The 20,757-nt window shown below is 67.5% G+C and carries 20 protein-coding genes and 1 pseudogene; 13 read left to right on the top strand and 8 right to left on the bottom strand.

Annotated features, from left to right (window positions below):
- The first annotated feature begins 150 nt into the window (after positions 1-150).
- Both JW364_RS07105 and JW364_RS07100 read left to right on the top strand, forming a co-directional pair.
- Positions 151-810, top strand: a complete 660-nt coding sequence (locus JW364_RS07105) for a helix-turn-helix domain-containing protein (RefSeq protein WP_068970804.1) — start codon at positions 151-153, stop codon at positions 808-810.
- A complete protein-coding gene (locus JW364_RS07100) occupies positions 807-1,472 on the top strand; it encodes an enoyl-CoA hydratase-related protein (RefSeq protein ID WP_065632473.1) in 666 nt (221 codons plus the stop codon). The genes JW364_RS07105 and JW364_RS07100 overlap by 4 nt, the downstream gene beginning before the upstream one ends.
- 68 nt (positions 1,473-1,540) lie before the next feature.
- On the opposite strand, the gene JW364_RS07095 is transcribed toward JW364_RS07100, so the two are convergent.
- Positions 1,541-1,954 carry a cupin domain-containing protein gene (locus JW364_RS07095; RefSeq protein WP_065632591.1) on the bottom strand — a complete coding sequence of 138 codons (414 nt, stop codon included), beginning with the start codon at positions 1,952-1,954 and terminating at the stop codon, positions 1,541-1,543.
- A gap of 40 nt (positions 1,955-1,994) precedes the next feature.
- Positions 1,995-3,014: a zinc-dependent alcohol dehydrogenase family protein gene (locus tag JW364_RS07090; protein WP_065632472.1), complete on the bottom strand. Its 1,020-nt coding sequence runs from the start codon at positions 3,012-3,014 to the stop codon at positions 1,995-1,997.
- Between the two features lie 171 nt (positions 3,015-3,185).
- Between JW364_RS07090 and JW364_RS07085 the strand changes: the two genes are divergently transcribed.
- From JW364_RS07085 to JW364_RS07050, 8 genes and pseudogenes are all read left to right on the top strand, one after another.
- On the top strand, positions 3,186-4,052 hold the full coding sequence (locus tag JW364_RS07085; protein ID WP_065632471.1) for a helix-turn-helix transcriptional regulator: 867 nt from the start codon (positions 3,186-3,188) through the stop codon (positions 4,050-4,052).
- 200 nt (positions 4,053-4,252) lie between these two features.
- On the top strand, positions 4,253-5,164 hold the full coding sequence (locus JW364_RS07080) for a hypothetical protein (protein ID WP_205333368.1): 912 nt from the start codon (positions 4,253-4,255) through the stop codon (positions 5,162-5,164).
- Between the two features lie 136 nt (positions 5,165-5,300).
- On the top strand, positions 5,301-5,711 hold the full coding sequence (locus JW364_RS07075) for a globin domain-containing protein (protein ID WP_205333367.1): 411 nt from the start codon (positions 5,301-5,303) through the stop codon (positions 5,709-5,711).
- Positions 5,712-5,820: 109 nt separating this feature from the next.
- Positions 5,821-6,991 (top strand): annotated as a pseudogene (locus tag JW364_RS07070) (LLM class flavin-dependent oxidoreductase).
- A 1-nt stretch (position 6,992) separates the two neighbouring features.
- Positions 6,993-7,406 carry an SRPBCC family protein gene (locus JW364_RS07065; protein WP_205333366.1) on the top strand — a complete coding sequence of 138 codons (414 nt, stop codon included), beginning with the start codon at positions 6,993-6,995 and terminating at the stop codon, positions 7,404-7,406.
- 69 nt (positions 7,407-7,475) lie between these two features.
- Entirely contained in the window at positions 7,476-8,012 is a 537-nt protein-coding gene (locus JW364_RS07060) for a flavin reductase family protein (RefSeq protein ID WP_083229367.1), read from the top strand.
- The gene (gene ribB, locus JW364_RS07055; protein ID WP_205333365.1) at positions 8,009-9,265 is read left to right on the top strand and encodes a 3,4-dihydroxy-2-butanone-4-phosphate synthase; all 1,257 of its coding nucleotides are present in this window, start codon (positions 8,009-8,011) and stop codon (positions 9,263-9,265) included. Before JW364_RS07060 ends, ribB begins: the two co-directional genes overlap by 4 nt.
- Before the next feature lie 12 nt (positions 9,266-9,277).
- Positions 9,278-9,631, top strand: a complete 354-nt coding sequence (locus tag JW364_RS07050) for a hypothetical protein (protein ID WP_240198787.1) — start codon at positions 9,278-9,280, stop codon at positions 9,629-9,631.
- Positions 9,632-9,663: 32 nt separating this feature from the next.
- Here the strand turns inward: JW364_RS07050 and JW364_RS07045 are convergent, their stop codons facing one another.
- Complete coding sequence (locus tag JW364_RS07045) at positions 9,664-10,482, bottom strand: LuxR C-terminal-related transcriptional regulator (RefSeq protein WP_240198786.1); 819 nt, start codon at positions 10,480-10,482, stop codon at positions 9,664-9,666.
- 77 nt (positions 10,483-10,559) lie between these two features.
- Between JW364_RS07045 and JW364_RS07040 the strand changes: the two genes are divergently transcribed.
- The gene (locus JW364_RS07040; protein ID WP_205333363.1) at positions 10,560-12,158 is read left to right on the top strand and encodes a fatty acyl-CoA synthetase; all 1,599 of its coding nucleotides are present in this window, start codon (positions 10,560-10,562) and stop codon (positions 12,156-12,158) included.
- Between the two features lie 21 nt (positions 12,159-12,179).
- Here JW364_RS07040 and JW364_RS07035 read toward each other — a convergent pair whose 3' ends face one another.
- From JW364_RS07035 to JW364_RS07025, 3 genes are read right to left on the bottom strand one after another with little or no spacing between them, the layout of a single operon-like run.
- The gene (locus JW364_RS07035) at positions 12,180-14,552 is read right to left on the bottom strand and encodes a PEP/pyruvate-binding domain-containing protein (protein WP_205333362.1); all 2,373 of its coding nucleotides are present in this window, start codon (positions 14,550-14,552) and stop codon (positions 12,180-12,182) included.
- Entirely contained in the window at positions 14,549-15,586 is a 1,038-nt protein-coding gene (locus tag JW364_RS07030) for a TIGR03617 family F420-dependent LLM class oxidoreductase (RefSeq protein ID WP_205333361.1), read from the bottom strand. The genes JW364_RS07035 and JW364_RS07030 overlap by 4 nt, the downstream gene beginning before the upstream one ends.
- A gap of 9 nt (positions 15,587-15,595) precedes the next feature.
- Positions 15,596-16,711, bottom strand: coding sequence for a hypothetical protein (locus tag JW364_RS07025; protein ID WP_065632462.1), 1,116 nt, complete (start codon positions 16,709-16,711; stop codon positions 15,596-15,598).
- A 51-nt stretch (positions 16,712-16,762) separates the two neighbouring features.
- Here JW364_RS07025 and JW364_RS07020 point away from each other — a divergent pair, with 51 nt between their 5' ends.
- Positions 16,763-17,362: a TetR-like C-terminal domain-containing protein gene (locus JW364_RS07020; protein WP_205333360.1), complete on the top strand. Its 600-nt coding sequence runs from the start codon at positions 16,763-16,765 to the stop codon at positions 17,360-17,362.
- Positions 17,363-17,505: 143 nt separating this feature from the next.
- Entirely contained in the window at positions 17,506-19,320 is a 1,815-nt protein-coding gene (locus tag JW364_RS07015) for a BCCT family transporter (RefSeq protein ID WP_205333359.1), read from the top strand.
- 22 nt (positions 19,321-19,342) lie between these two features.
- Here the strand turns inward: JW364_RS07015 and JW364_RS07010 are convergent, their stop codons facing one another.
- Both JW364_RS07010 and JW364_RS07005 read right to left on the bottom strand, forming a co-directional pair.
- A complete protein-coding gene (locus JW364_RS07010) occupies positions 19,343-19,600 on the bottom strand; it encodes a hypothetical protein (protein WP_205334512.1) in 258 nt (85 codons plus the stop codon).
- Between the two features lie 26 nt (positions 19,601-19,626).
- Positions 19,627-20,538, bottom strand: a complete 912-nt coding sequence (locus tag JW364_RS07005; protein WP_058249674.1) for a LysR family transcriptional regulator — start codon at positions 20,536-20,538, stop codon at positions 19,627-19,629.
- Between the last annotated feature and the right edge of the window lie 219 nt (positions 20,539-20,757).

Here is a 20,757-nt window from a genome sequence, read left to right as displayed (position 1 = left end):
ACTTCAGGCGGCCTTTTCGCGCAACCGTCAGGCTTCTCGAAGCACGGGCACCTCGGCGACAGTCGCCGGGAAGAACGGCATCGAACCCGAGTCGGGGTCGACCCGGGCTGCGGTGGCATTACAGAGCGCGTGCTCTGTTAGAGTTTCGTCATGCCTCGTCCTCGCAGGCACGACCTCGAGCAGTTGATGGATGCGGCCGAGGGCTTGGCGGTCCGGGCCGGCCCTGCGGCGGTGACGGTTCGTGCGCTGTCGGAGCTCACCTCGATGTCCAACGGCGCGATCTATCACGCGTTCGGGTCGCGCGCGGGTCTCGTGGGAAGGGTGTGGTTGCGCGCTGCCGAGCAATTCCTCGCCGCTCAGCGCGAAGCGGTCGACGCGGTCCTCACCGGCGGCGACGGCCGCAGTGACTCCGCAGTCGAAGCCGTCGTCGTCGCCGCGGATGCGCCCGCACGGTTCTTGCTCGAAGCTCCTGTGCGGGGTGGCTTCCTACTCACGGTCGATCGCGGAGAACTGCTTGGGTCCGATGACCTTCCCGACGACCTCGCGAGGGAGCTCCGCGGTCTCGACCGGTCGTTGACGTCGTTGTTCGTCGAGTTGTCCCAGGCGGTCTGGCAGCGCGCAGACCGTGACGCCGTGTCCGTCATCAGAGACTGCGTGGTCGAACTTCCGACTGCATTGCTTCTGCGCGGCAGGAGAACCCCCGATGCCGCAACCCGCGAACGCATTGCAACGGCGGTCCGCGCCGTATTGTCCCTCACCCCAACCGAACCATCGCATCAGTCCACTTCTTCGCGAAAGGACCCGTCATGACAGCTTCACTGGACTATCGGGACGACATCGCCATCCTGACCATCGGCGACGACGAGAACCGGTTCTCCCCCGATTGGCTCGACGCCGTCGGTTCACTCCTCAACGACGCCGAGGCGAACGCCAAAGGCCTGATCACCGTGGGCGACGGCAAGTTCTACTCCAATGGTCTGGACCTGGACTGGCTCATCGCCAACGGCGATCGAGCCGACTGGTACGTCGAGGCCGTGCAAACGCTGCTCGCGCGCATCCTCACGTTCTCGCTGCCGACCGTTGCAGCGGTCAACGGTCACGCCTTCGGGGCGGGAGCGATGTTCGCCATCGCTCATGACTTCCGGATCATGCGCGCCGACCGCGGTTACTACTGCTTCCCGGAAGTGGACATCAACATCCCGTTCACCCCCGGGATGGCCGCGCTCATCCAGGCCAAGCTCTCCCCCCGATCTGCGCTCACCGCGATGAGCACCGGCCACCGGTACGGCGCCGCCGAAGCTCTGGACGCCGGCTTGATCGACGGCACTGCGGCCGAGGGGGAGATTGTCGGGGCAGCCCTGGAGACGCTGTCTCCGATTGTCGGCAAGGACCGGGCGACCCTCGGGGCCATCAAGTCGACGATGTTCGAGTCGGTGACGACGGCATTGCGGCATGGCCGAGCTCGATCATGACAGAACGATCCAGGCTGCTGACGTGTCAGGCAACCCCGAAGACCCCGGCCACCGTCGGGTTCGACTGATCAGATCCCGAGATCCGGCGCCTGCCCGTACTCCTCGTCGGTGACCGGTTGCAGCCACTGCACGACATCGTGGTCGTCGTCGCCCTCGTTGATCGCGAGATGGACCATCAGGCGCGTGGGGGCGGCTCCGTGCCAGTGCTCCTCGTCGGCTTCGAAGAGGACGCGATCGCCGGGGCGGATGACCTCGATGGGGCCACCGCGCCGCTGGCACAGGCCGATCCCCTCGGTGACGAAGACCGTCTGGCTGAGCGGGTGCCGGTGCCAGTGCGTCCGCGCCCCCGGCATGAAATGGACGAGGCTTGCCGACACCCGGGACGGCGGTGGCGAGGCGGCCGCCGCATCGATGTAGACGTCGCCGGTGAACCAGTCGCCGGGACCTTTGACGGTGTCGATGGAACTGCGAGTGATCTTCATGCTGAACACCTTTCGTTTGCCGTGAGGGTACCGACCGAGGTCAGACGGTGAGCAGTACCTTGGTCGCGCGGCGCTCGTCCATGGCGCGGTATCCCTCGGCGGCGTCGTCGAGCGGGAGGGCGAGGTCGAAGACCTTGCCGGGATCGATCTCCCGCGTCCAGATGAGGTCGATCAGGTCGGGCAGGAAGCGTCGGACCGGGGCGGGTCCGCCGTGCAGGTGGACGCCGGAGAAGAACAGCTCCAGGCCGGGGAGTTCGACGTCGTGCGAGACGCCGACGTAACCGACGTGGCCGCCCGGCCGGGTCGACCGGATGGCCTGCATCATCGACTCCTGCGTGCCGACGGCTTCGATGACCGAATGCGCACCGAGCCCGTCGGTGAGCTCCTTGATACGTGCCACGCCCTCGTCGCCCCGTTCGGACACGATGTCGGTCGCCCCGAACTCGCGCGCAAGCGCCTGCCGGTCCGCGTGCCTGCTCATCGCGATGATGCGTTCGGCGCCCAGGTGTTTCGCGGCCAGCACACCGAGCAGTCCGACCGCGCCGTCGCCGACGACGGCCACGGTCTTACCCGGACCCACCTCAGCCGCCACGGCACCGAACCAACCGGTGCCGAGCACGTCCGACGCCGCGAGCAGCGACGGGATGAGGTCGGCATCCGGCTGACCGGGTGTTGCCACGAGCGTGCCGTCGGCGTGCGGAATCCGGGCGTATTCGGCCTGCGTACCGAGGGCGCCCATCGGCTCGGCGTGCACACACCGGGACTGATAGCCGGCACGGCAGATCTCGCACGTGTTGTCCGAGGCGAAGAACGAACCCACCACGAAGTCGCCCACCTTGATCGACGACACCTGGTCGCCGACCTCGGTGACGGTGCCGACGTACTCGTGGCCCATCGGCGCGTGATCGACGTCTTCGATGCCGCGGTACGGCCACAGATCCGACCCGCAGACGCAGGTCGCGGCGACCTTGATGATCGCGTCGGTCGGTTCCTGGATGGTCGGGTTCTCGCGATCGTCCACCCGGATGGTGCCGGGGGCATCCATGATCACTCCGCGCATGTGTTCTCCTCGTCAGTCGGTTCCGCCACCTGCTCGCCTCACGAGACGAGCACGACGGCAGATGCGGTCACCCATCAAGGCAACCGCATGCGTCGCGTCCGCGACAGTTCCTGTCGGGAGGTGTACTGACAGGGCACCCCTGCACGCTTCCGACCGTCCTACGCTGGGCACATGGACAACCGAGCCGAGGTCCGCGAATTCCTGATGTCGCGACGCGCGAAGATCTCGCCCGAGACCGCAGGGCTCCCGGCCGGCGGTAATCGCCGCGTACCCGGTCTTCGACGCAGCGAGGTGGCGACCCTCGCCGGGGTGAGCGTCGAGTACTACTCCCGCCTGGAACGGGGCACCATCGCCGGTGCGTCGTCGTCGGTTCTCGAATCACTCGCGCGAGCCCTGCAACTCGACGACACGGAGCGCGCCCACCTTCTCGACCTCGCCCGGGCCGCCGACGGGATACCCGCCTCCGGACGGCCGAGGCGTCGTTCGGCGAAGGCCACGGCCTCTCGCCACAGCCTGACCTGGGCACTCGCCGCCATCACCGACGCCGTCGCCTTCGTGCGCGACTCGCATCAGGACCTGCTGGCCACCAATGCCCTCGGCCGCGCCTTCTATTCGCCGGTCATCGGCGACGGCGGCCGCACGCCGAACCTGGCCCGCTTCCAGTTCCTCGACCCGGCCAGTCGTGACTTCTACCCGGACTGGGAATTGTTCGCCGAGATGTGCGTCGCCATCATGCGGGCCGAGGCGGGACGCGATCCGCACGACAAAGCGCTCCAGGATCTCGTGGGCGAATTGTCCACGCGCAGCGACACTTTCCGCACACTCTGGGCCGCGCACAACGTCCGGACACACGGCACCGGGACGAAACGCTTCCACCACCCGGTGATCGGCGAACTGACGCTGGCCTATGAAGAGCTCGCCGTCACCGCCGATCCCGGGACGATCCTGATGATCTACGCCGCCGAGCCCGGCTCCCCCAGCGCCGAGCGACTCCAACTCCTGGCCTCCTACGCCGCCAGTGAGGTCGCCGAGTTCTGAGGACCGCGGTGGCCGAATCCCGTCGTTGAGACGACAATCACTGTTCGTTTCTTTCAGTGCCCCCTGTGCAGCTCACGCCGGACCTGCGCGCTGAAACCCTGTCCGAATAGTGCCTTTTCCAGCACTTTTGGGCAGCCTCACTTCTGACTACATGTGGTATCAGATACCTGTTCCAGTCCGCATTTTCAGAGGAGAAGCAGATGATCCGAGGCAGAGCGCTGGTCGCCGCCACCGTGGCCGCGATGCTGACATGGACGGGAGTCGGCGCCGCGGTGGCCGATCCGAACATCCAGCTTCCCGGCCGAGACGACGGCACGTCGAACTGTGCTGTCCTCGACGGGCGGGCCTTCGCGGGGTACATCGGCACCGGTGACCCGCAACCGACCCGGCCGATCGACGAACGTTTCGCCACGGCACCAAGCGACTGGTGCAACACGAATGTCGGCTACAGCAAGACGTCGTACGGCCCCGACGGCGTCACATTCAAGGCGCCGCCGACCGTCGAGGGGCTGTTCCCGTACAACAATGCGGAGATCCTTGCCAAGCCCGTGTTCAAGCCGGGCCAGACCATGACGATGCGCGTCGGCGGTACCGAGCAGATCAAGACATGGAACGGCACCACCGGCTGGGGAGTCTCGAATCGCTCCATCGACCCACTGGGACTGGAGATCGCCTGGTTCATGTACAACGGCTCCGCCGGCCTGGTCGGCCAGGCCAGCACGCTCACCGCACCGCTCGCGCAGGCTCTCGGACAAGACTTTCCCAAGGGCTTCTTCATGATGGTCAAGAAGTCGGGAACCCTTGTCCCGCAGGCCAGACTGCTACCGATGAGCATCCTCGACAAGCAGCATGACTATGCCGTCAAACTCGGCAGCAAACAGGTCGAGTTCTTCGTCGACGGTAAGGAGGTGGGAACGTTCGACGGCGCACCCACCGGCAAGTGGACCGACATCTCGCGCCAGCCCGTCCCGCTGCTGGGCCAAATGTGGCTCGATTCGAGCTATTGGTTCCCGCTGCCGATCCCGGAGTACAACGGCCGCTGGCAGACAGCCACGATGAGCCGCTACCGTCAGGGCCCGTCGACGACGACACCGTTGACCTTCGAGGACTGACGACCAGTCGTCGGCCAGGGACAGACAGCACTACTCGGAACAAGTTGTGACTCGCGTCACCTCGTGCTAGATGTTACAGGGATACACATTGTGTGTCATTGACACATCTTCCAACCCGACGAGGTGCAGCCCCACCATGTTGAATCGAGAAGTATTGCAGGACAGTCTGTCCCTGGTCGTCGACGACGAGCACAAGCTGATGCGCGACTTCTACAACCGATTGTTCGCCGAGCATCCGGAGGTCCGGCCGATGTTCGGCGCCGACCTGCGACCACAGGCCACGATGCTTCAGCAGGCCATAGCGGCGGTCCTCGACCACCTCGACGACCTCGAGTGGCTCGGCCGCACACTCGGCGCGCTCGGACGCCGGCACAACGACCTCGGCGTGACGCCCGAGATGTACGGATGGGTGGGCGACGCTCTGGTCACGACGATGGCCGAACACGGCGGCGGAGCCTGGACCGGCGAGATGACCGCGGCCTGGAACGACGCACTCGGCGCGGTGGCGGGCCTCATGCTCGACGCGTATCCGGCCGTCGCCGACTGAACGGCGGCGGTCGGTCGCCGCCATCGAATGTCTACTTTTGCGGACTTATCTCGCTGTGTCGTGAGTCATAACTTTTGATGTGTACCTCTCACGTCACACAGGAGTTCCGATGACCAGACTGAAGTTCGGCACGTTCCTCGCCCCGATCCACGAACCGGGACAGAACCCGACGCTGCTGCTGCAGCGGGATCTCGAATTCGTCCAGTACCTCGAACAATTGGGATACGACGAGGCGTGGTTCGGCGAGCATCATTCCGCGGGCGCCGAGATCTACGCGTCGCCCGAGATCATGATCGCGGCCGCAGGGGAACGCACCAGCCGCATCAAGCTCGGCACGGGCGTCACCTCGGTCTCGTACCACAACCCGCTCTGGGCGGCCGAACGCATGATCATGCTCGATCACCTGACCCGCGGCCGCGCCCTGTTCGGCCTCGGGCCCGGATCGCTCCCGACCGACGCCGCGATGCTCGGCCTCTCGCAGATCGACACCCGGGAGTTGCTCGCGGAGAACACCGACATCATCATGCGCCTCCTCCGCGGCGAGACGGTGACGGCCAAGACCCGCACCCACGAACTGTTCGACGCGAAGATCCAGATGGCCCCCTACTCGGATCCGCTGTTCGACGTCGTGGTCGCCGCGATCGCGTCGCCGACCGGCGCGCGTCTCGCCGGCAAGTACGGCATCGGCCTGCTGTCGATCGCTGCCACGCTGACCGCCGACGGTTTCAGTGCACTGCAACATCATTGGGGTCTGCTCGAGGAGTTCGCCGCCCAGTCAGGACGCAGCGACGAGGTGGACCGGTCGACGTGGCGACTGGTCGGGCCCTTCCACATCGCGGAGACCAAGGAGCAGGCCTACCAGGACGTCGAACACGGCATCGAGTACTGGTTCAACTACCTCCAGCACGTGGCGGCCTTCCCGCAGATGGACGTCCGCGGCACCAACAAGCACGAGATGATCGACTTCATCAACACCTCCGGCATCGGCGTCATCGGCACCGCCGACGAGGCACGAGCACAGGTCCAGCGCCTGATCGACCAGTCCGGCGGTTTCGGCACGCTGCTGATCCAGAAGTCACGACTGGGCGAACCCGCAGGCCACCCGGCGTTCCTACGAGCTGTTCGCGCAGGACGTCATGCCGTACTTCCAGGGGCAGGCGCAACCGATGATCGACGCCGCGGCGCGCGCCCAGGCGGTCCGCGAAGGCCAAGCGGCCGAACACGTCAAGGCCGTCGAGCACATGACCAAGAAGTACGAAGCCGAACTGGGACGGGTGTGACATGGCGAGCATCGAAGTGACCAAGGACTTCCCGCTGTCCGCCGGGGACGTGTGGTCGTGGATCGGTGACACCGGCGCTGTGGCGGCGTGGATTCCGGCCATCGACGCATCGCGGATGGACGGCGACGTCCGTCACGTGGTCTTCACCGACGGCGCACCGGCGCGCGAGCGCATCGTCGCCTTCGACGAGGAGGCGCGCACGTACTCCTACGAGTACATCGACGGACCGCTTCCGCTCGAGCACTACCGCTCGACCATCTCGGTCACAGCAGTCGGCGACGACACCTGCTCGGTTCACTGGTCAGCGAAGTTCGGCGCCGAATCCGCAACGGTGGAAACCGAACTCGCCACCGCGATCGAAGGTATCTACGCGGCCGCCCTCGACGAGTTGGCCACCAAGGCCGTCCCGGCCTGATCCCGGTTGCCCGGCGGGTGCGTGCGTCCTTGACCCCGCACCCGCCGCGGCCGCATCGGAAGGACTTCCATGAACACCAGTCACATCGCCGACGACGTCGCGTCCGTGCACGCCGATGACCACGCGTCGGTCCGCGACCGATTTCGTGAAGTGCTCGCGCACTTCGGTTCCGGCGTCGTGGTCATCACGTCGGCCGGCCCGGACGGTTCGCCCGTGGGCATGACCGTCGGCTCCTTCACCTCGATCTCGATGGAGCCGCCGCTGGTCGGCTTCTTCGCCGGCATCACCTCGACGACGCTGCCGTCGGTCGTGGCGAACGGCTCCTTCTGCGCCAACGTGCTGTCCGAGGATCAGCATGTCCTGGCGCGCACCTTCGCCCGGAGCGGCGCCGACAAGTTCGCGGGCGTGGAATGGACCCCGTCCGGCAACGGCTCCCCCCGGCTGGCGGGTGCGCATGCGTGGATCGAGTGCACCATCGACGAGCACCGCCCGATCGGCGATCACGAGCTCGTCGTGGGACGGGTCGACGCCCTCGGCGTTCCCGCCGCCAGCGAACCGTTGATCTTCCATCGCTCGCTGTTCCACGGGTTGCGGGCACACCGATGAGCCACGAGGACCGGGTGCCCACGGACAGCACCGCCGCCGTCGAACGGTGTCTCGACCAGCTCCGCCTCGGGCGTCCGGTCATCGTCGTCGACGACGCCGACCGCGAGAACGAGGCCGATCTCGTGATGCCGGCACAATTCGCCGACGTCGACGACATCGCCTTCTTCCTCGAGTGCACCTCCGGCTTCCTGTGCGTCGCGATGACCGCGGATCGTGTTGCCGCATTGGAACTGCCCCCGATGGTCGACGACCCGACCGACCCCCTCGGCACCGCGTTCACCGTCAGCGTCGATGCCGCGGTCGGTGTCACGACCGGGATCAGCGCGGCCGACCGGGCCCGGACCATCCGCGCCCTTGCCGACCGCGAGGTCGGTCCGGCAGACCTCACCCGGCCGGGCCACGTGATGCCACTGCGTGCCAGGCCGGGCGGGGTCCTGGAGCGTCGCGGACACACCGAGGCAGCCGTGGACCTCTGCGCCGCAGCCGGTCTCGAACCTGCCGGTCTCATCTGCGAACTCGTCAGCCCCGACCGGCGCGCGATGCTCGGCGGGGCAGACGTCCGGGATTTCGCCGCGCGTCACGGACTCGAGGTGGTCTCCATCGCCGATCTGGTGGCCCACCGCCGCGCAGGCCGCTCGGTGGAACGGGGCGCGACCTGCGCGCTGCCGACCGATCACGGCGTCTTCGAGGCCACCGTGTACCGATCATCGAGTGGCGCGGAACATCTCGCACTCGTGTACGGCGATCCCGCGCAGGGCGAACCGCTCGTCCGGGTCCACAGCGAATGCCTCACCGGAGACACGCTCGGCTCGCGCCGATGCGACTGTGGCGCCCAGCTGCGAGCCGCACTCCAGCACGTCGCGGACGCCGGAGCCGGGGTCGTGGTGTACGTCGGCGGACACGAGGGACGCGGCATCGGTCTGGCGGCCAAGATCGCCGCCTACCGACTCCAGGACCTCGACGGCGTCGACACCGTCGACGCGAACCTGCGTCTCGGTCAACCCGTCGACAACCGGGACTATCGGGAAGCGGCGGCGGTGCTGGACGATCTCGGCATCCGACGAGTCCGGTTGCTGACCAACAATCCGGCCAAAGTCGACGGGCTGGCCTCCCACGGCATCGAGGTCGTCGAGACGGTCGGACTCGAGATCGAGGCCACCGCGGACAACGCCGGATACCTCGCCACCAAGCGTGACCGGCTCGGCCACCGGCTGACGCCGTCCGTGGCAGCGACATCGACGGCGGTGGTCTGAATGTCCGACGACATGAGCACGGAGAGAGCCGGATTCGGCTCGCTGTTCGAGCGGGTGACGGTGATGCACGCGACCGACCGGTGGGCCGGCGTCGCCGGTGACGTCGAAGCCGTCATGGGATCACCCAGGTTCTCCGACGGGTCGGCCTGGGCGGCCTGGGATGCGCTGAGCGTCTCCGACGAGACGGACGGGCCGGCCTGGTCGCTCCTCGCGCGGACCGCCGATCTGGCAGCCACGATCGACGTCGCGCGGTCGCTGGGCTGGCATGTCGGCGAGAGGTCGGTGGGAGGTCACGAGACGCGCGTGCCCCTGCGTTCACCGAACGGGCTGACCGTCATCGCATACACCCCGACGTCTGCCCCGTGACCGCGCCGGGAGTCGTCTCGGGAGCAGCCCGTTCAGCGAGCGCGGCGGCGCGAACGCAGCACCGCGGTCGCGAGCTCGGCCCGGTTGCGCAGTCCCGCGGCGTCGAAGATGCGGCTCACGTACTTCTTCACCGACAGCTCCGACAGCGACAGGCGCTGGGCGATCTCGGCGTTGCTCAGGCCGTCGCTGACGAGTTCGGCGACCTCGAGCTGTCGCGGTGTGAGCGCGGCCAACGGGTCGACGGGCTCGTGCGCCGCGGACACAGTCGCGGATCTCGCCCGCAGCTGCCGCGCGAGGATGCGCATCGCGAGCAGGTCGGATTCGTCCCACTTCCGGACGCGGTCGAACATGCCGACGAGGGCCTCACCATCGGAGAGCGGCAGGTGCAGGGCCGACGCGGTCTCCATGTCGTTGGGGTGCAGATAGTCCACGACATAGGAGCGCTGCGGGACCGGCAGGCGCGAGAGTTCGTCGAGGGTCGCGAATCCCTCGGCCGTGAGGACCCGCCGAGCGCGCGGCAGCGCGAAGATGTCCTTGTCGCGCCATCGTTCGCGGTAGTCCCGCAGCAGCGGGGCCGCGGCGCCGGTCAGCAGCGGTGCCGGGTCGTCGAAGATGTCGCTGTAGGTGCGGCCGTGGAAGAACGTCACGTCGCGAACCCCGAAGTACGTGGAGATGGCCTCGACCAGGCCCTCTTTGAAGTCCTGACCGCCGGCCGCGTGTTCGCACTGCTCGAGCACCGCCAGGACCCCGAGCATCTGCCGACGCGACAGCAGGTCCTGCCATCCCCCGCGAGGCGACACCGGATCGGCGCCGGGCCTGCGTCGGGCGCCCGGCTCAGAACTACCGCGCATAGCTACGAACAGTACCCATCGACCCGGAGCCACCGACCCGGGTCGCCCAATCCCACCGGATCGAGAGGCACCTGCCCATGACGACTCCTCCCCTCGGCACCGACCTGATCGGCGCGGCGCGGTCGCACTCGCTCGGCGACATCCCGCGCAGGTCGGCCGCCCGGACGCCCGACAAGCCGGCCGTCATCCACCGCGACACCCGCCTGACCTTCCGGGAGTTCGACGACGCGGTCGACCGGGTCGCCGCCGCGTTGCACGCCGCCGGCCTGCGGCAGGGGCAGACCCTCGGCATCCTGTCGCACAACTGCTGGCAATTCCCCGTGGTCATCTTCGCCGCCGCGCGGATCGGGGTCATCTCGGTCCCGATCAACTTCATGCTCACCGCGGCGGAGATCGCGTACATCCTCGAGGACTGCGGCGCGTCCGGCCTGATCGTCGAAGACGCGCTCGTGCCCACCGCCGACGAGGCGATCGCCGCATCCACCGCACCGGTGACCGTGCGTCGGTCGATCCCGCTCGGTCCCGGCCTTTCCGACTCCCGATGGCCGTCCGTCGACGACTGGGTGCGCGAACCGGCCGGGCCGCTGCCCGATGTCCGCGTCGCCGACGACGACGTCATCCGCATCATGTACACCTCCGGCACCGAATCCCGACCGAAGGGCGCCATGCACACGAGCCGGACGCTCATGTGGCAGTACATGAGTTGCGTGGTCTCGGGCGGGATGAGCGACGACGACATCGAGGTTCACTCGCTTCCGCTCTACCACTGCGCGCAACTGGACAACTTCCTGATCACCGACATCATGCTGGGCGCGACCAGCATCATCCTCGACCGTCCCGACACCGCAACGCTCCTCCGGACGGTGGCGCAGGAGGGTGCGACCAAACTCTTCTGCCCGCCGACCGTGTGGATCTCGTTGCTGAGTTCCCCCGACTTCGACCCGGATGCCCTGTCCTCGCTGCGGAAGGGTTACTACGGGGCCTCCGCGCTCCCCGTCGAGGTGCTGGGTGAGTTGAGCGCGGCCCTGCCCGACCTCCGCCTGCGGAACTTCTACGGCCAGACCGAGATGGGTTCGCTGGCAACGGTTCTGGCGCCCGACGACCAGGCCACCCGCGGGGGTTCCGCCGGCCGCCCCGCGCTGAACGTGGAGACCCGGATCGTCGACTCCGACGGTCACGGCGTGCCGGCCGGCACGGTCGGCGAGATCGTGCATCGCAGCCCCCAGGTGACCGTCGGCTACCTCAACCTGCCCGAGAAGACGGCCGAGTCGTTCCGAGGGGGTTGGTTCCACAGCGGTGATCTCGGCTACGTCGACGGCGACGGGTACCTGTGGGTGGTCGATCGGCAGAAGGACATGATCAAGACCGGCGGCGAGAATGTGTCGAGCCGCGAGGTCGAGGAAGTGCTGTTCGAACACCCCGCCGTGCACGAAGCAGCGGTCATCGGCGTTCCGCATCCCTACTGGGTGGAAGCCGTCGCGGCGGTGGTGGTACCGGCCCCCGGGTACACGATCGACCCGGGATCGATCACCCAGCACTGCCGAGACCGGCTCGCGCCGTACAAGATCCCGAAGATCGTGATCGCGAGCGAGTCCCTGCCCAAGAACCCCAGCGGCAAGATCCTCAAGCGCGACCTCCGTGACCACTACGCCGACATCGCCTCGGGTGATGGCTGAACCCGCTGGTTTGCAACCGGTTCAGCTCGCCTCGAGCCGTTCGACGATCCCGCGATCTCCATCGACCCGCACGCGCTCTCCCGTTCGCAACACCTGGGTGCCCACCAGGGTGTTCACGACGCACGGCAGCCCGTATTCGCGGGCGACCACCGCACCGTGCGAGACCGAACTGCCGATGTCGGTGACCAGTGCGCCGATGACGGTGAAGTACGGCGTCCAGCCGACGTCGGTGACGGGTGCCACGAGGATCTCACCGCGCTGGACATCACGCGCCTCCACGATCGACTTCGCGACGCGCACCGCACCTTCGACGGTTCCCCGGCCCGCCGGACGACCCACGATCCGGCCATCGCCGACATTCCGCTCGGGAGCTACGACGCGCGGGGACGGGCGGCCGACCGACACATCGTCGAACTCGAGCCGATCCTGGTACGACAACGCTTCTCGACGCATCTGCGCGCTCTCGACGAGGTCGGTGATGTCGCCGGCGCCGACGACCCGGTGCAGCTCCGCACGGTCGAAGAAGAAGACGAGATCGGCGTCGGGAAGCCGCCCGGTCTCGGCCAACACCTCGCCGAGGTGCCGGTAACCGCGCTTGAGCCGATGTGCCATCAGCGCCATCCGCGACTTCGTCTCCTCGCGCCCCCGTGCACCCCCCTGCGCCAGGCGGGCGAGAAGCCTGATCGCGGCGGGCGGCGTTTCGTCGCCAGCCGCCGGGGCCGAATTCCGAACGGCGGGGTCGAGCGCAGACCGCAGCATCACCTGCATCATCGCCCCCAGACCACCGGGGTCGTCGGCCCAGGACGGGTCGCGCATACACAGTTCGCGGTAACCGCGGTGACCGTGCCGCTCGAGGAATCGCTGCAGCGCGCGACCGGCGTCACCGGAGGCCGACCGCAGCCCGGCGACCGCCACGTCCGGTGCGGCGGAGAGGAACTCCTCGGCCACCGCGGAATCGGCGGCGATCGTCCGTACGACGGCGTCGAGTTCGGCGAGCATCAGCGCGCTCTCGACTTCCGACGCACCGGCCATGAGCCGGGCGGCCTCGGCCTTGCCGTCGTCCTCGGTGCGGCCGTCCTTCTCCGCGCGCCGGACCAGCACGCTCTCGAGCACATTCGCCGCGACGGCAGCGCGTGAGGACGACCGCACATGGATGAGGGTGACGTCGCAGTACTGGGCGACCCCGGCTTCCAGCTCCTGCCATACGATCCGGGGGTCGCGGCTCGTCGGCACCGCGAACCCGGCGATCTCACCGGGCAGTCGACGAATGGCGGGACCGACCGACAGCGCATGCGAGGTCAGCCGGACGGTGTTCCCGAGCTTGCGCCGGAACGGTTGTGGCGGCTTGGGTTCGAGTTCGTCGATGACCCGCCCGCAGATCGAGGTCGAGAACTGTTCCAGCGAGTTCCCGAGGATGCCGGAACTCAGTGCCGTGCCCTCGGTCAGGTTCAGGAACATGTGCCCGTAGAAGTAACCCACCTGCAGCCAGGGTTTCTCGTATCGCTCCTGTGCCCGGGCGACCACCTGCACCATCTGCATCGCGTAGTCGATCGCGAACCCGGAGACCGATGCGGTCAGCGGGCAGAACGCGCCCGGCATCATCTCGCCGATGTTGCATCGTGTGTACACATGGTCGGCGCCGGCCACCGGCGAGTCCATCTCGTTCAGGTCACCGGGCAGCGTGGTGATCGGCCGGGCCTGCAACCACCAGAGTTCACCGGATTTGTCGATGGCCCATTCGAGGTCCATCGGCTGGCCCCACTCCTGCTCGGCCCGGCGGGCGCCGGACTGGATCGCCGCGATCTCGACCGGCGACAGAACCGGCGCCGCAACGGTTTCGTTGACCACCGCGGTTCCGTCGGCATCGAGCACGACGTGATCGGGAGCAACCGTCCCGTCAACGAGCGCCTCGCCGAGTCCGGAAACGACGTCGATCACCGTCAGGTCCCGCCGACCTGAGACCGGGTCCGCGGTGAACACCACGCCCGCGGCGCGCGCATCGACCATCCGCTGGACCACCACATTCATGGTGGCCGAGGCATTCCCGCTGTACGACGACGCGCGTAGCGAGTGCACCGAGTCGGCACAGGCGCGAACCGCGTCGACGAAGCGGTCGACGGTGTCGACCCCCAGCACGGTGTCGTACTGACCGGCGAAGGACTGGTCGTCCCCGTCCTCCCCCACGGCCGAGGACCGGACCGCGACCGGTGTCCATCCGGCGGCGGCCATCTCGTCGAATCGTGCTGTCGCAGCGTCGGACACCCCCGACACGCCGGCGATGACGTACCCGGGCGGCACCCGGAGACCCAGGCGCCGCAGACGTGCGAGTCCGGCCGCCTTGCCGCCGTACCGGTCGTCGGCGATCTCCTCGAATTCGACCGTTTGCGAACTCATCTCGCCTCACCACTCAGGGAGTCGACGATCTCGGCCAGCGGTTCCACACCGATGGGTCCCGGTTGATAGAGGCAGATGCGGTCCGACACACCGTCGACGCGGTCGCGGATGTGTGCGGCGATCTCGGCCGGAGTGCCGCAGGCGGCGATGGTGTGGAGGATCTCGTCGTCGATGAGTCCGGCCATCTCCTGCCAGCGTCCCTGTTTGGACATCGTGTTGAGTTCCGGCTGCAGGTCGCCCCATCCGTGCGCATCGAGCACGGGCCGGTATGCGGGAGTGGAACCGTAGAACGCCAACAGCATTCGCGTCGAGGCATGGTCGTCCGTCACATTCGGCCCGCTCGCTCCGCTCCCGGCGCCGGACGCGTCCGAACCGACCGAGACGATGATCTCGGGCACCACCTCGAAGTCGTCCTCGCTCCGACCGGCTGCCGCGAGACCGTCGCGGACCGCGGGCAGCGTCGTGCCGTGCAGGAACCGCTTCGATCCGAACGGCATCACCAGCAGGCCGTCCGCGACCTCCGCGGTGGCACGGGTCAGGCGGGGCCCCAGCGCGCCCAGGTAGATCGGTGGCGGCCCGTACGGGTTGGGGCCGGGCACGAAGGTCGGCGTCATCAGGGTGTGCCGGTGGTACTGACCCCGGAAGTCCAGACGCTCACCGTCGTTCCACGTCGCGAAGATCGCGCGCAGGGCGCCGACCATCTCCTTCATCCGCTCCACGGGTCGGTCGAACTCGGCGCCGTACCGCTTCTCGATCTGCGCGCGCACCTGGGTACCGAGTCCGAGAATGAACCTGCCCTCACTGAGCAAGTGCAGGTCGTTGGCCTGGTGTGCGAGCTGGATCGGGTTGCGCGGGAGCGCGATCGCCACGTTGGACATGATGTCGAGCCCGTCGACCGCGGTCGCGAGCGCGAGCGGGGTGAACACGTCGTGCGGACCCTCGAAGGTGAACACGCCCGACGCGCCGGCCTCCTGTAGAGCCCGTGCGCGATCGACTGCTCCGACCGGATCGAACAATGCCGTCATGATCTTCATGTCGATGTCCTAGCCGATCACATCGGTCCAGTCGGAGAATCCCGACGGGTGATGAGGACCGATGACGCCGTGCTCGAACAGACCGGCACCATGCCGGACGGTGCCGTCCGGTTCGGTACAGACGGCCGACCCGACGTGGTCGATCAGACTGAAGGGCGCCCGCGCCATCACCTCCGGGTCGGTGAGGTCGAAGCTGACGCGTTCGGCGAACGGTCCGTCTTTCCATGTGCCGTGTCCCCACGACGAGTCGCCGCCGTACCCCGATCCGAACGCGATGGGAGCGAATAGTTTCGACTCGACATCGAGGACCACCCGGTCACCGGCACGGGTCAGGAACTCGACGTGCGCGCCCCGGGGGATCCGTGTGCCCGGCGTGTAGTCGATGGCGACGCGCACACCGTCGAGTTGCTCGACGCGACCGTCCCGCCAGCGCCGCGTGCAGTCGTAGAGACTGCGATGACCGTCGGGATCCTCTTGCAGGATCAGGAACAACTGGAAGTCGTCGAAGGCCAACGGCAGGTACAGCCACCACATACCGCGGAAGGCGGTGTCGGGCCGGCCCGCGGGTTCGGACTCACCGACGGGGCGGATGCCCCACGACCGGTCACGACTCGCCACGCTGGTGTCGTGCTCGACCGTCAACCGCTCCCCGTCGACATCGATCCATCCCTGCCAGCTGCCCACTTGCGCAAACCGGCACGCCTGCAGGGTGACCCGCCGTTCGGTGAGCATGTCGTGCGGCTTCTCCAGCGCCGCGGGGAAGAGACCGCGCCAGGTCAGGTCGGCGGAGATCCCCTCGGTCTCGGCCAGCGTCAGATGTAGTTCCTGCAACGGCTCCAGCACATCCAGGCGGTAGCCGTTGACGTTCTGCCGCAGGCGGTCGTCGTCGATGGCGTCGCTGAGGTGCACCGCGGTCTGGGTGTCACCGCGGCGGACGACGAAGTAGGCGTCCTTCACCCCGAGCCGGGGGTAGTAGCCGATGCCGGTCAGCGCCATGAACCGGCCCTCGCGGTCGAGGACGTTGAAGTACGAACGGTCGTAGAAGTTCCGATCGGAGGTCGCCGGCCAGGTGATCGGCGCCGGTGCCTGATGGATCGGATATTCGTCGAGTGGACTGAGTTCCACGGACCCTCCCATAAATACGATGCAGACCGTATTGCAACTATGCTGGGACTCATGACAGCAGATGGCCGGAGGGAACACAAGAGGTCGAACCCTGCGTCGCCCGGACGGCCCCGCGACGGGCGGATCGATGCCGCGATCATCGCGGCCACCCGCGAACTCATCCTCGAGACGGGCTACCCGGCGCTGTCCCTCTCGGCGATCGCGGCCCGCGCGGGCACCACCACCGCGGCCATCTACCGGCGCTGGTCCGGCAAGGCCCAACTCGTCCACGAAGCGGTGCTGGCGGCCGAAACCCTGGAACCGCCAACGGGTTCGGGTGACGCCCGACAGGACATCCGGACCCTTGTCGAGATCGTGCGTGCCATGTTCAACCGACCCGAGGTGCGCGTGGCGCTTCCGGGTCTCATCGCCGACACCGTGGCCTCACCCGAGCTGCACAGTCAGATGATCGCCCGGCTCGCCGGCGACCTCACCGCCTTCGAATCCCGGTTCGGTCAGGAACGCCGGGGCGACGACCGGTTGCCCATGCTCGCGGAGGTCGTCGCCGGTACCGCGATCTTCCGCATCCTCATCCGCAGCGACGCCGCACTCGACGACGCGTGGGTCGAGGAGATGGTCGAGCTGATCACCGAGCGGTGGCCGGCGACGTGACGTCGTGAGGATCAAGCCGTCGCGGATCGCGGCCTCACCCCGGTCGGCCGCGAGATCGCGGTGTCCGTAAGGTCGAAAATCGGACACGGCGATTCGCTGTCGCCGCCGTAGCACGTACAGCTCTTGAGCCGAGGGAGTCCCCCATGTTCCGCAACGCGTGGCGCGAACTGCACAAACCGGTGTTCCTCACCGCGTCGGCCGTCATCTTCGGTCTGATCATCTTCGCGGTGATCTACGCTCAGACCGCGGCCGACGCCTTCGACAAACTGAACACATGGATCACCGACGGCGTGGGCTGGTGGTACGTCCTGATCGCCACCGGCTTCGTCCTGTTCGCGGTGTACTGCGCGATCAGCCGGATCGGCACCATCAAGCTCGGCGAGGACGACGAGGACCCCGAGTTCGGGGTGCTCTCCTGGTTCGCCATGCTCTTCGCTGCCGGGATGGGCATCGGACTCGTGTTCTACGGCGTGGCCGAACCTCTCTCGCACTACGTGAACCCGCCCGAGGCCGGCGGCATCCCGGGTGGCACCGACGCCGCGGCCAATCAGGCGATGGAACTGACGCTCTATCACTGGGGTCTGCACGCCTGGGCGATCTACGTCGTCGTCGGACTCGGCCTGGCCTACATGACCTTCCGCAAGGGACGGCCGTTGTCCGTCCGGTGGCTGCTCGAGCCGCTCCTCGGCCGCGAACGCGTCGAGGGCTGGCTGGGTCACGCGGTCGACATCGTCGCCATCGTCGGCACTCTGTTCGGCGTCGCGACCTCGCTCGGCTTCGGCATCCAGCAGATCAGCGCCGGTCTCGATTACCTCGGATGGGTCGACGTCAACAACTGGATCATCGTCGCGCTGATCATCGGCATCACCGGCCTGGCCATCTTCTCGGTGGTCACCGGGGTGACCAAGGGCCTGCGATGGTTGTCCAACCTCAACATGGCCGTGGCGGCGGCACTGACCGTCTTCGTCCTGGTGCTCGGTTCGACGCTCTTCCTGATCCAGTCGTGGGTGCAGAACATCGGCAACTACATCCAGGCCTTCCCGGATCTGATGCTGCGCACCGCGCCGTTCACCGACGACGGCTGGGAGGGCGCGTGGACGATCTTCTACTGGGGCTGGTGGATCAGCTGGGCGCCGTTCGTCGGCATGTTCATCGCGCGGATCTCGCGGGGTCGGACGATTCGGCAGTTCATCGGTGGCGTGCTCATCATGCCGACCCTGGTCAGCACCATATGGTTCACCGTGTTCGGCGACTCGGGCATCCTGCGGCAGATGGAGTTCGGCGACATGCTCGTCGACGGCGAGGTCGACACCAACACGTCGTTGTTCCAACTCCTCGACACCCTGCCGATGTCGGCCATCAGCAGCGTCATCGCGATCGTCATCGTCGTGCTGTTCTTCGTCACGTCCTCGGACTCGGGGTCGCTGGTGATCGACATGCTGGCGACCGGCGGCAAGATCGACACGCCCAAGCTCACCCGGGTCTACTGGGCGTCCCTGCAGGGTGTGGCGGCCGCGGTCCTGCTCCTGATCGGCGGCACCAGTTCGCTGACCGCCCTCCAGACGATGTCCATCGCCACCGCGGTCCCCTTCTCGATCGTCATGGTCCTGGCATGTTTCTCGTTGCTCCGCGCGTTCCACTACGACGTCGCGGTCCGTCCGCGCTACGTACAGCTGAGTACCACCGAACAAGCCGAGGGAGCGGCGACGGGCGACGCGGGTTCGGCTGCGGCACAGCACCAGCGGCACCGCAGGGCCCGCCAACCGGTGTCGGCGACCTTCGCGGGCCTACCGGGCGAGGGAGCGGCCCGCAACCGCGACGGCTCGCCCATCGTGCTCGCGGTCCGCGAGGTGCCCCACCACGCCGTGACGGTCAACCCCGAGACAGGTTCGTTCTCCGTCTCCGCAGAGCACGAACCGGAGAACCCCCTCGACGACGACCCGACCGAGAAGAACTGAGCGCGGGGTCGCCGCCGCGAGGTCACCGCCCCAGGTCGACGATGGCATGGAACACCCGCGTCGGGTCTTCGGCGATGCGGTTGAGCACGTACAACCACCATTCCGAGTCGAAGATGCGGTATTCGCGCGTGGCAACCCCGTTCTCCGCCAACCGATCGGGGAGGTCGGTTCGAGGTGACCATGCGCGAGATCCGTCCATCCGCGCCGTCCCCGACTCGACGGTCGGGTACCCGCGGATCTTCGACGTGGCCGCGGTGCAGGTCAGCAGGCTCGACGGCACCTGAGGCGTGCGGCCGGGGGCCTGTCTCAGAGCGAGTTCTCGGCCGCGGCGAGGATCTGTCGCCGGAGGGTCGACGACGTGTTGGGCAGCCACATCGCGCGAACGGGCGCGAACGGCGGATCGGTGAACTCGACGATCCGGATGCGGTTGACGTAGATCCAGCCCGGTTCATTGGTGACGAAGGCGCACGCCTTGGGGTGTGCGATCACCGCCGTGTGCGGGGGCGTACCCAGCAGGGTCGACAGGATGATCTTCGGTTCGAATCCGGCGCGCCGGCACATGCCGACGAGGATGTCGGTGTACTCGTACTCGTGCTCGGGACCCCAGACGACGATCTCGTAGCCGGCGAGGTCGGCCATGTCGACCCGGTCGTGCGCGGCCAGGGGGTGATCGGCACGCACCGCCAGACGCAGTTCGTGTTGTGTCGCGATGGTGGTGGCCATGTCCGGCGGGGCCGCCACGCCTCGTCCGAGAGCCATGTCGATGGCTCCCGACAGCAACTCGTCGCGAATGAGTTCGGCGAAGACCGGTCGTACCGTGATCGGCACCGACGAGTCGGCGAGCACCACCGGTTCGATGATCCGGAAGACTTCGGAGGAGGCGAGGTCCGGGGCGTGACCGATCACGAACGGCGCAGGCGAGCCGGCGTCCACCCGTCGTACCTGCGTCGCGAGCTGTTCGCCACCGGCCAGCAACGGCACTGCACCACGGTAGAGCGCCTCACCCGCGGGCGTCGGCGTGAGGCTTCGGCGCGACCGCGAGAAGAGCTCCACCCCCAGGTGTCGCTCGAGTTCGCGGATCGCCGAGGAGAGCGCTTGCTGGCTGATGAACAGGTCATCCGCGGCGACACGAAGGCTGGGCGCCTCCATCACGACGACGAACATTCGCAGTCGTCGGAGGTCGATATCACGTAGTCCGGGCTCCCCGGGACCATTCATCAACGATCTCCTGTCAGTTATCCCGATTGATGTGATTGTAGGTTGACCATCGAGCCAATATGCTGAATTCCGCGAGGCCAGGTTCGCGCCGGCCACATCGCATTCGGACTACCTGCTGGGGTCCCTCCCGCGGAGGGGACGGGAGGACCCCAGCAGGAGGCGGCTGATCGGGCCCGATCGGCACGACCGTCTCAGCGCGCATCAGATCGACGGCAATTC

This window comes from Gordonia sp. BP-119 (assembly GCF_016924115.1).
In the GTDB taxonomy this organism is placed as follows: Bacteria; Actinomycetota; Actinomycetes; order Mycobacteriales; family Mycobacteriaceae; genus Gordonia; species Gordonia hongkongensis.
This window is presented reverse-complemented; position numbering and strand designations above follow the sequence as displayed.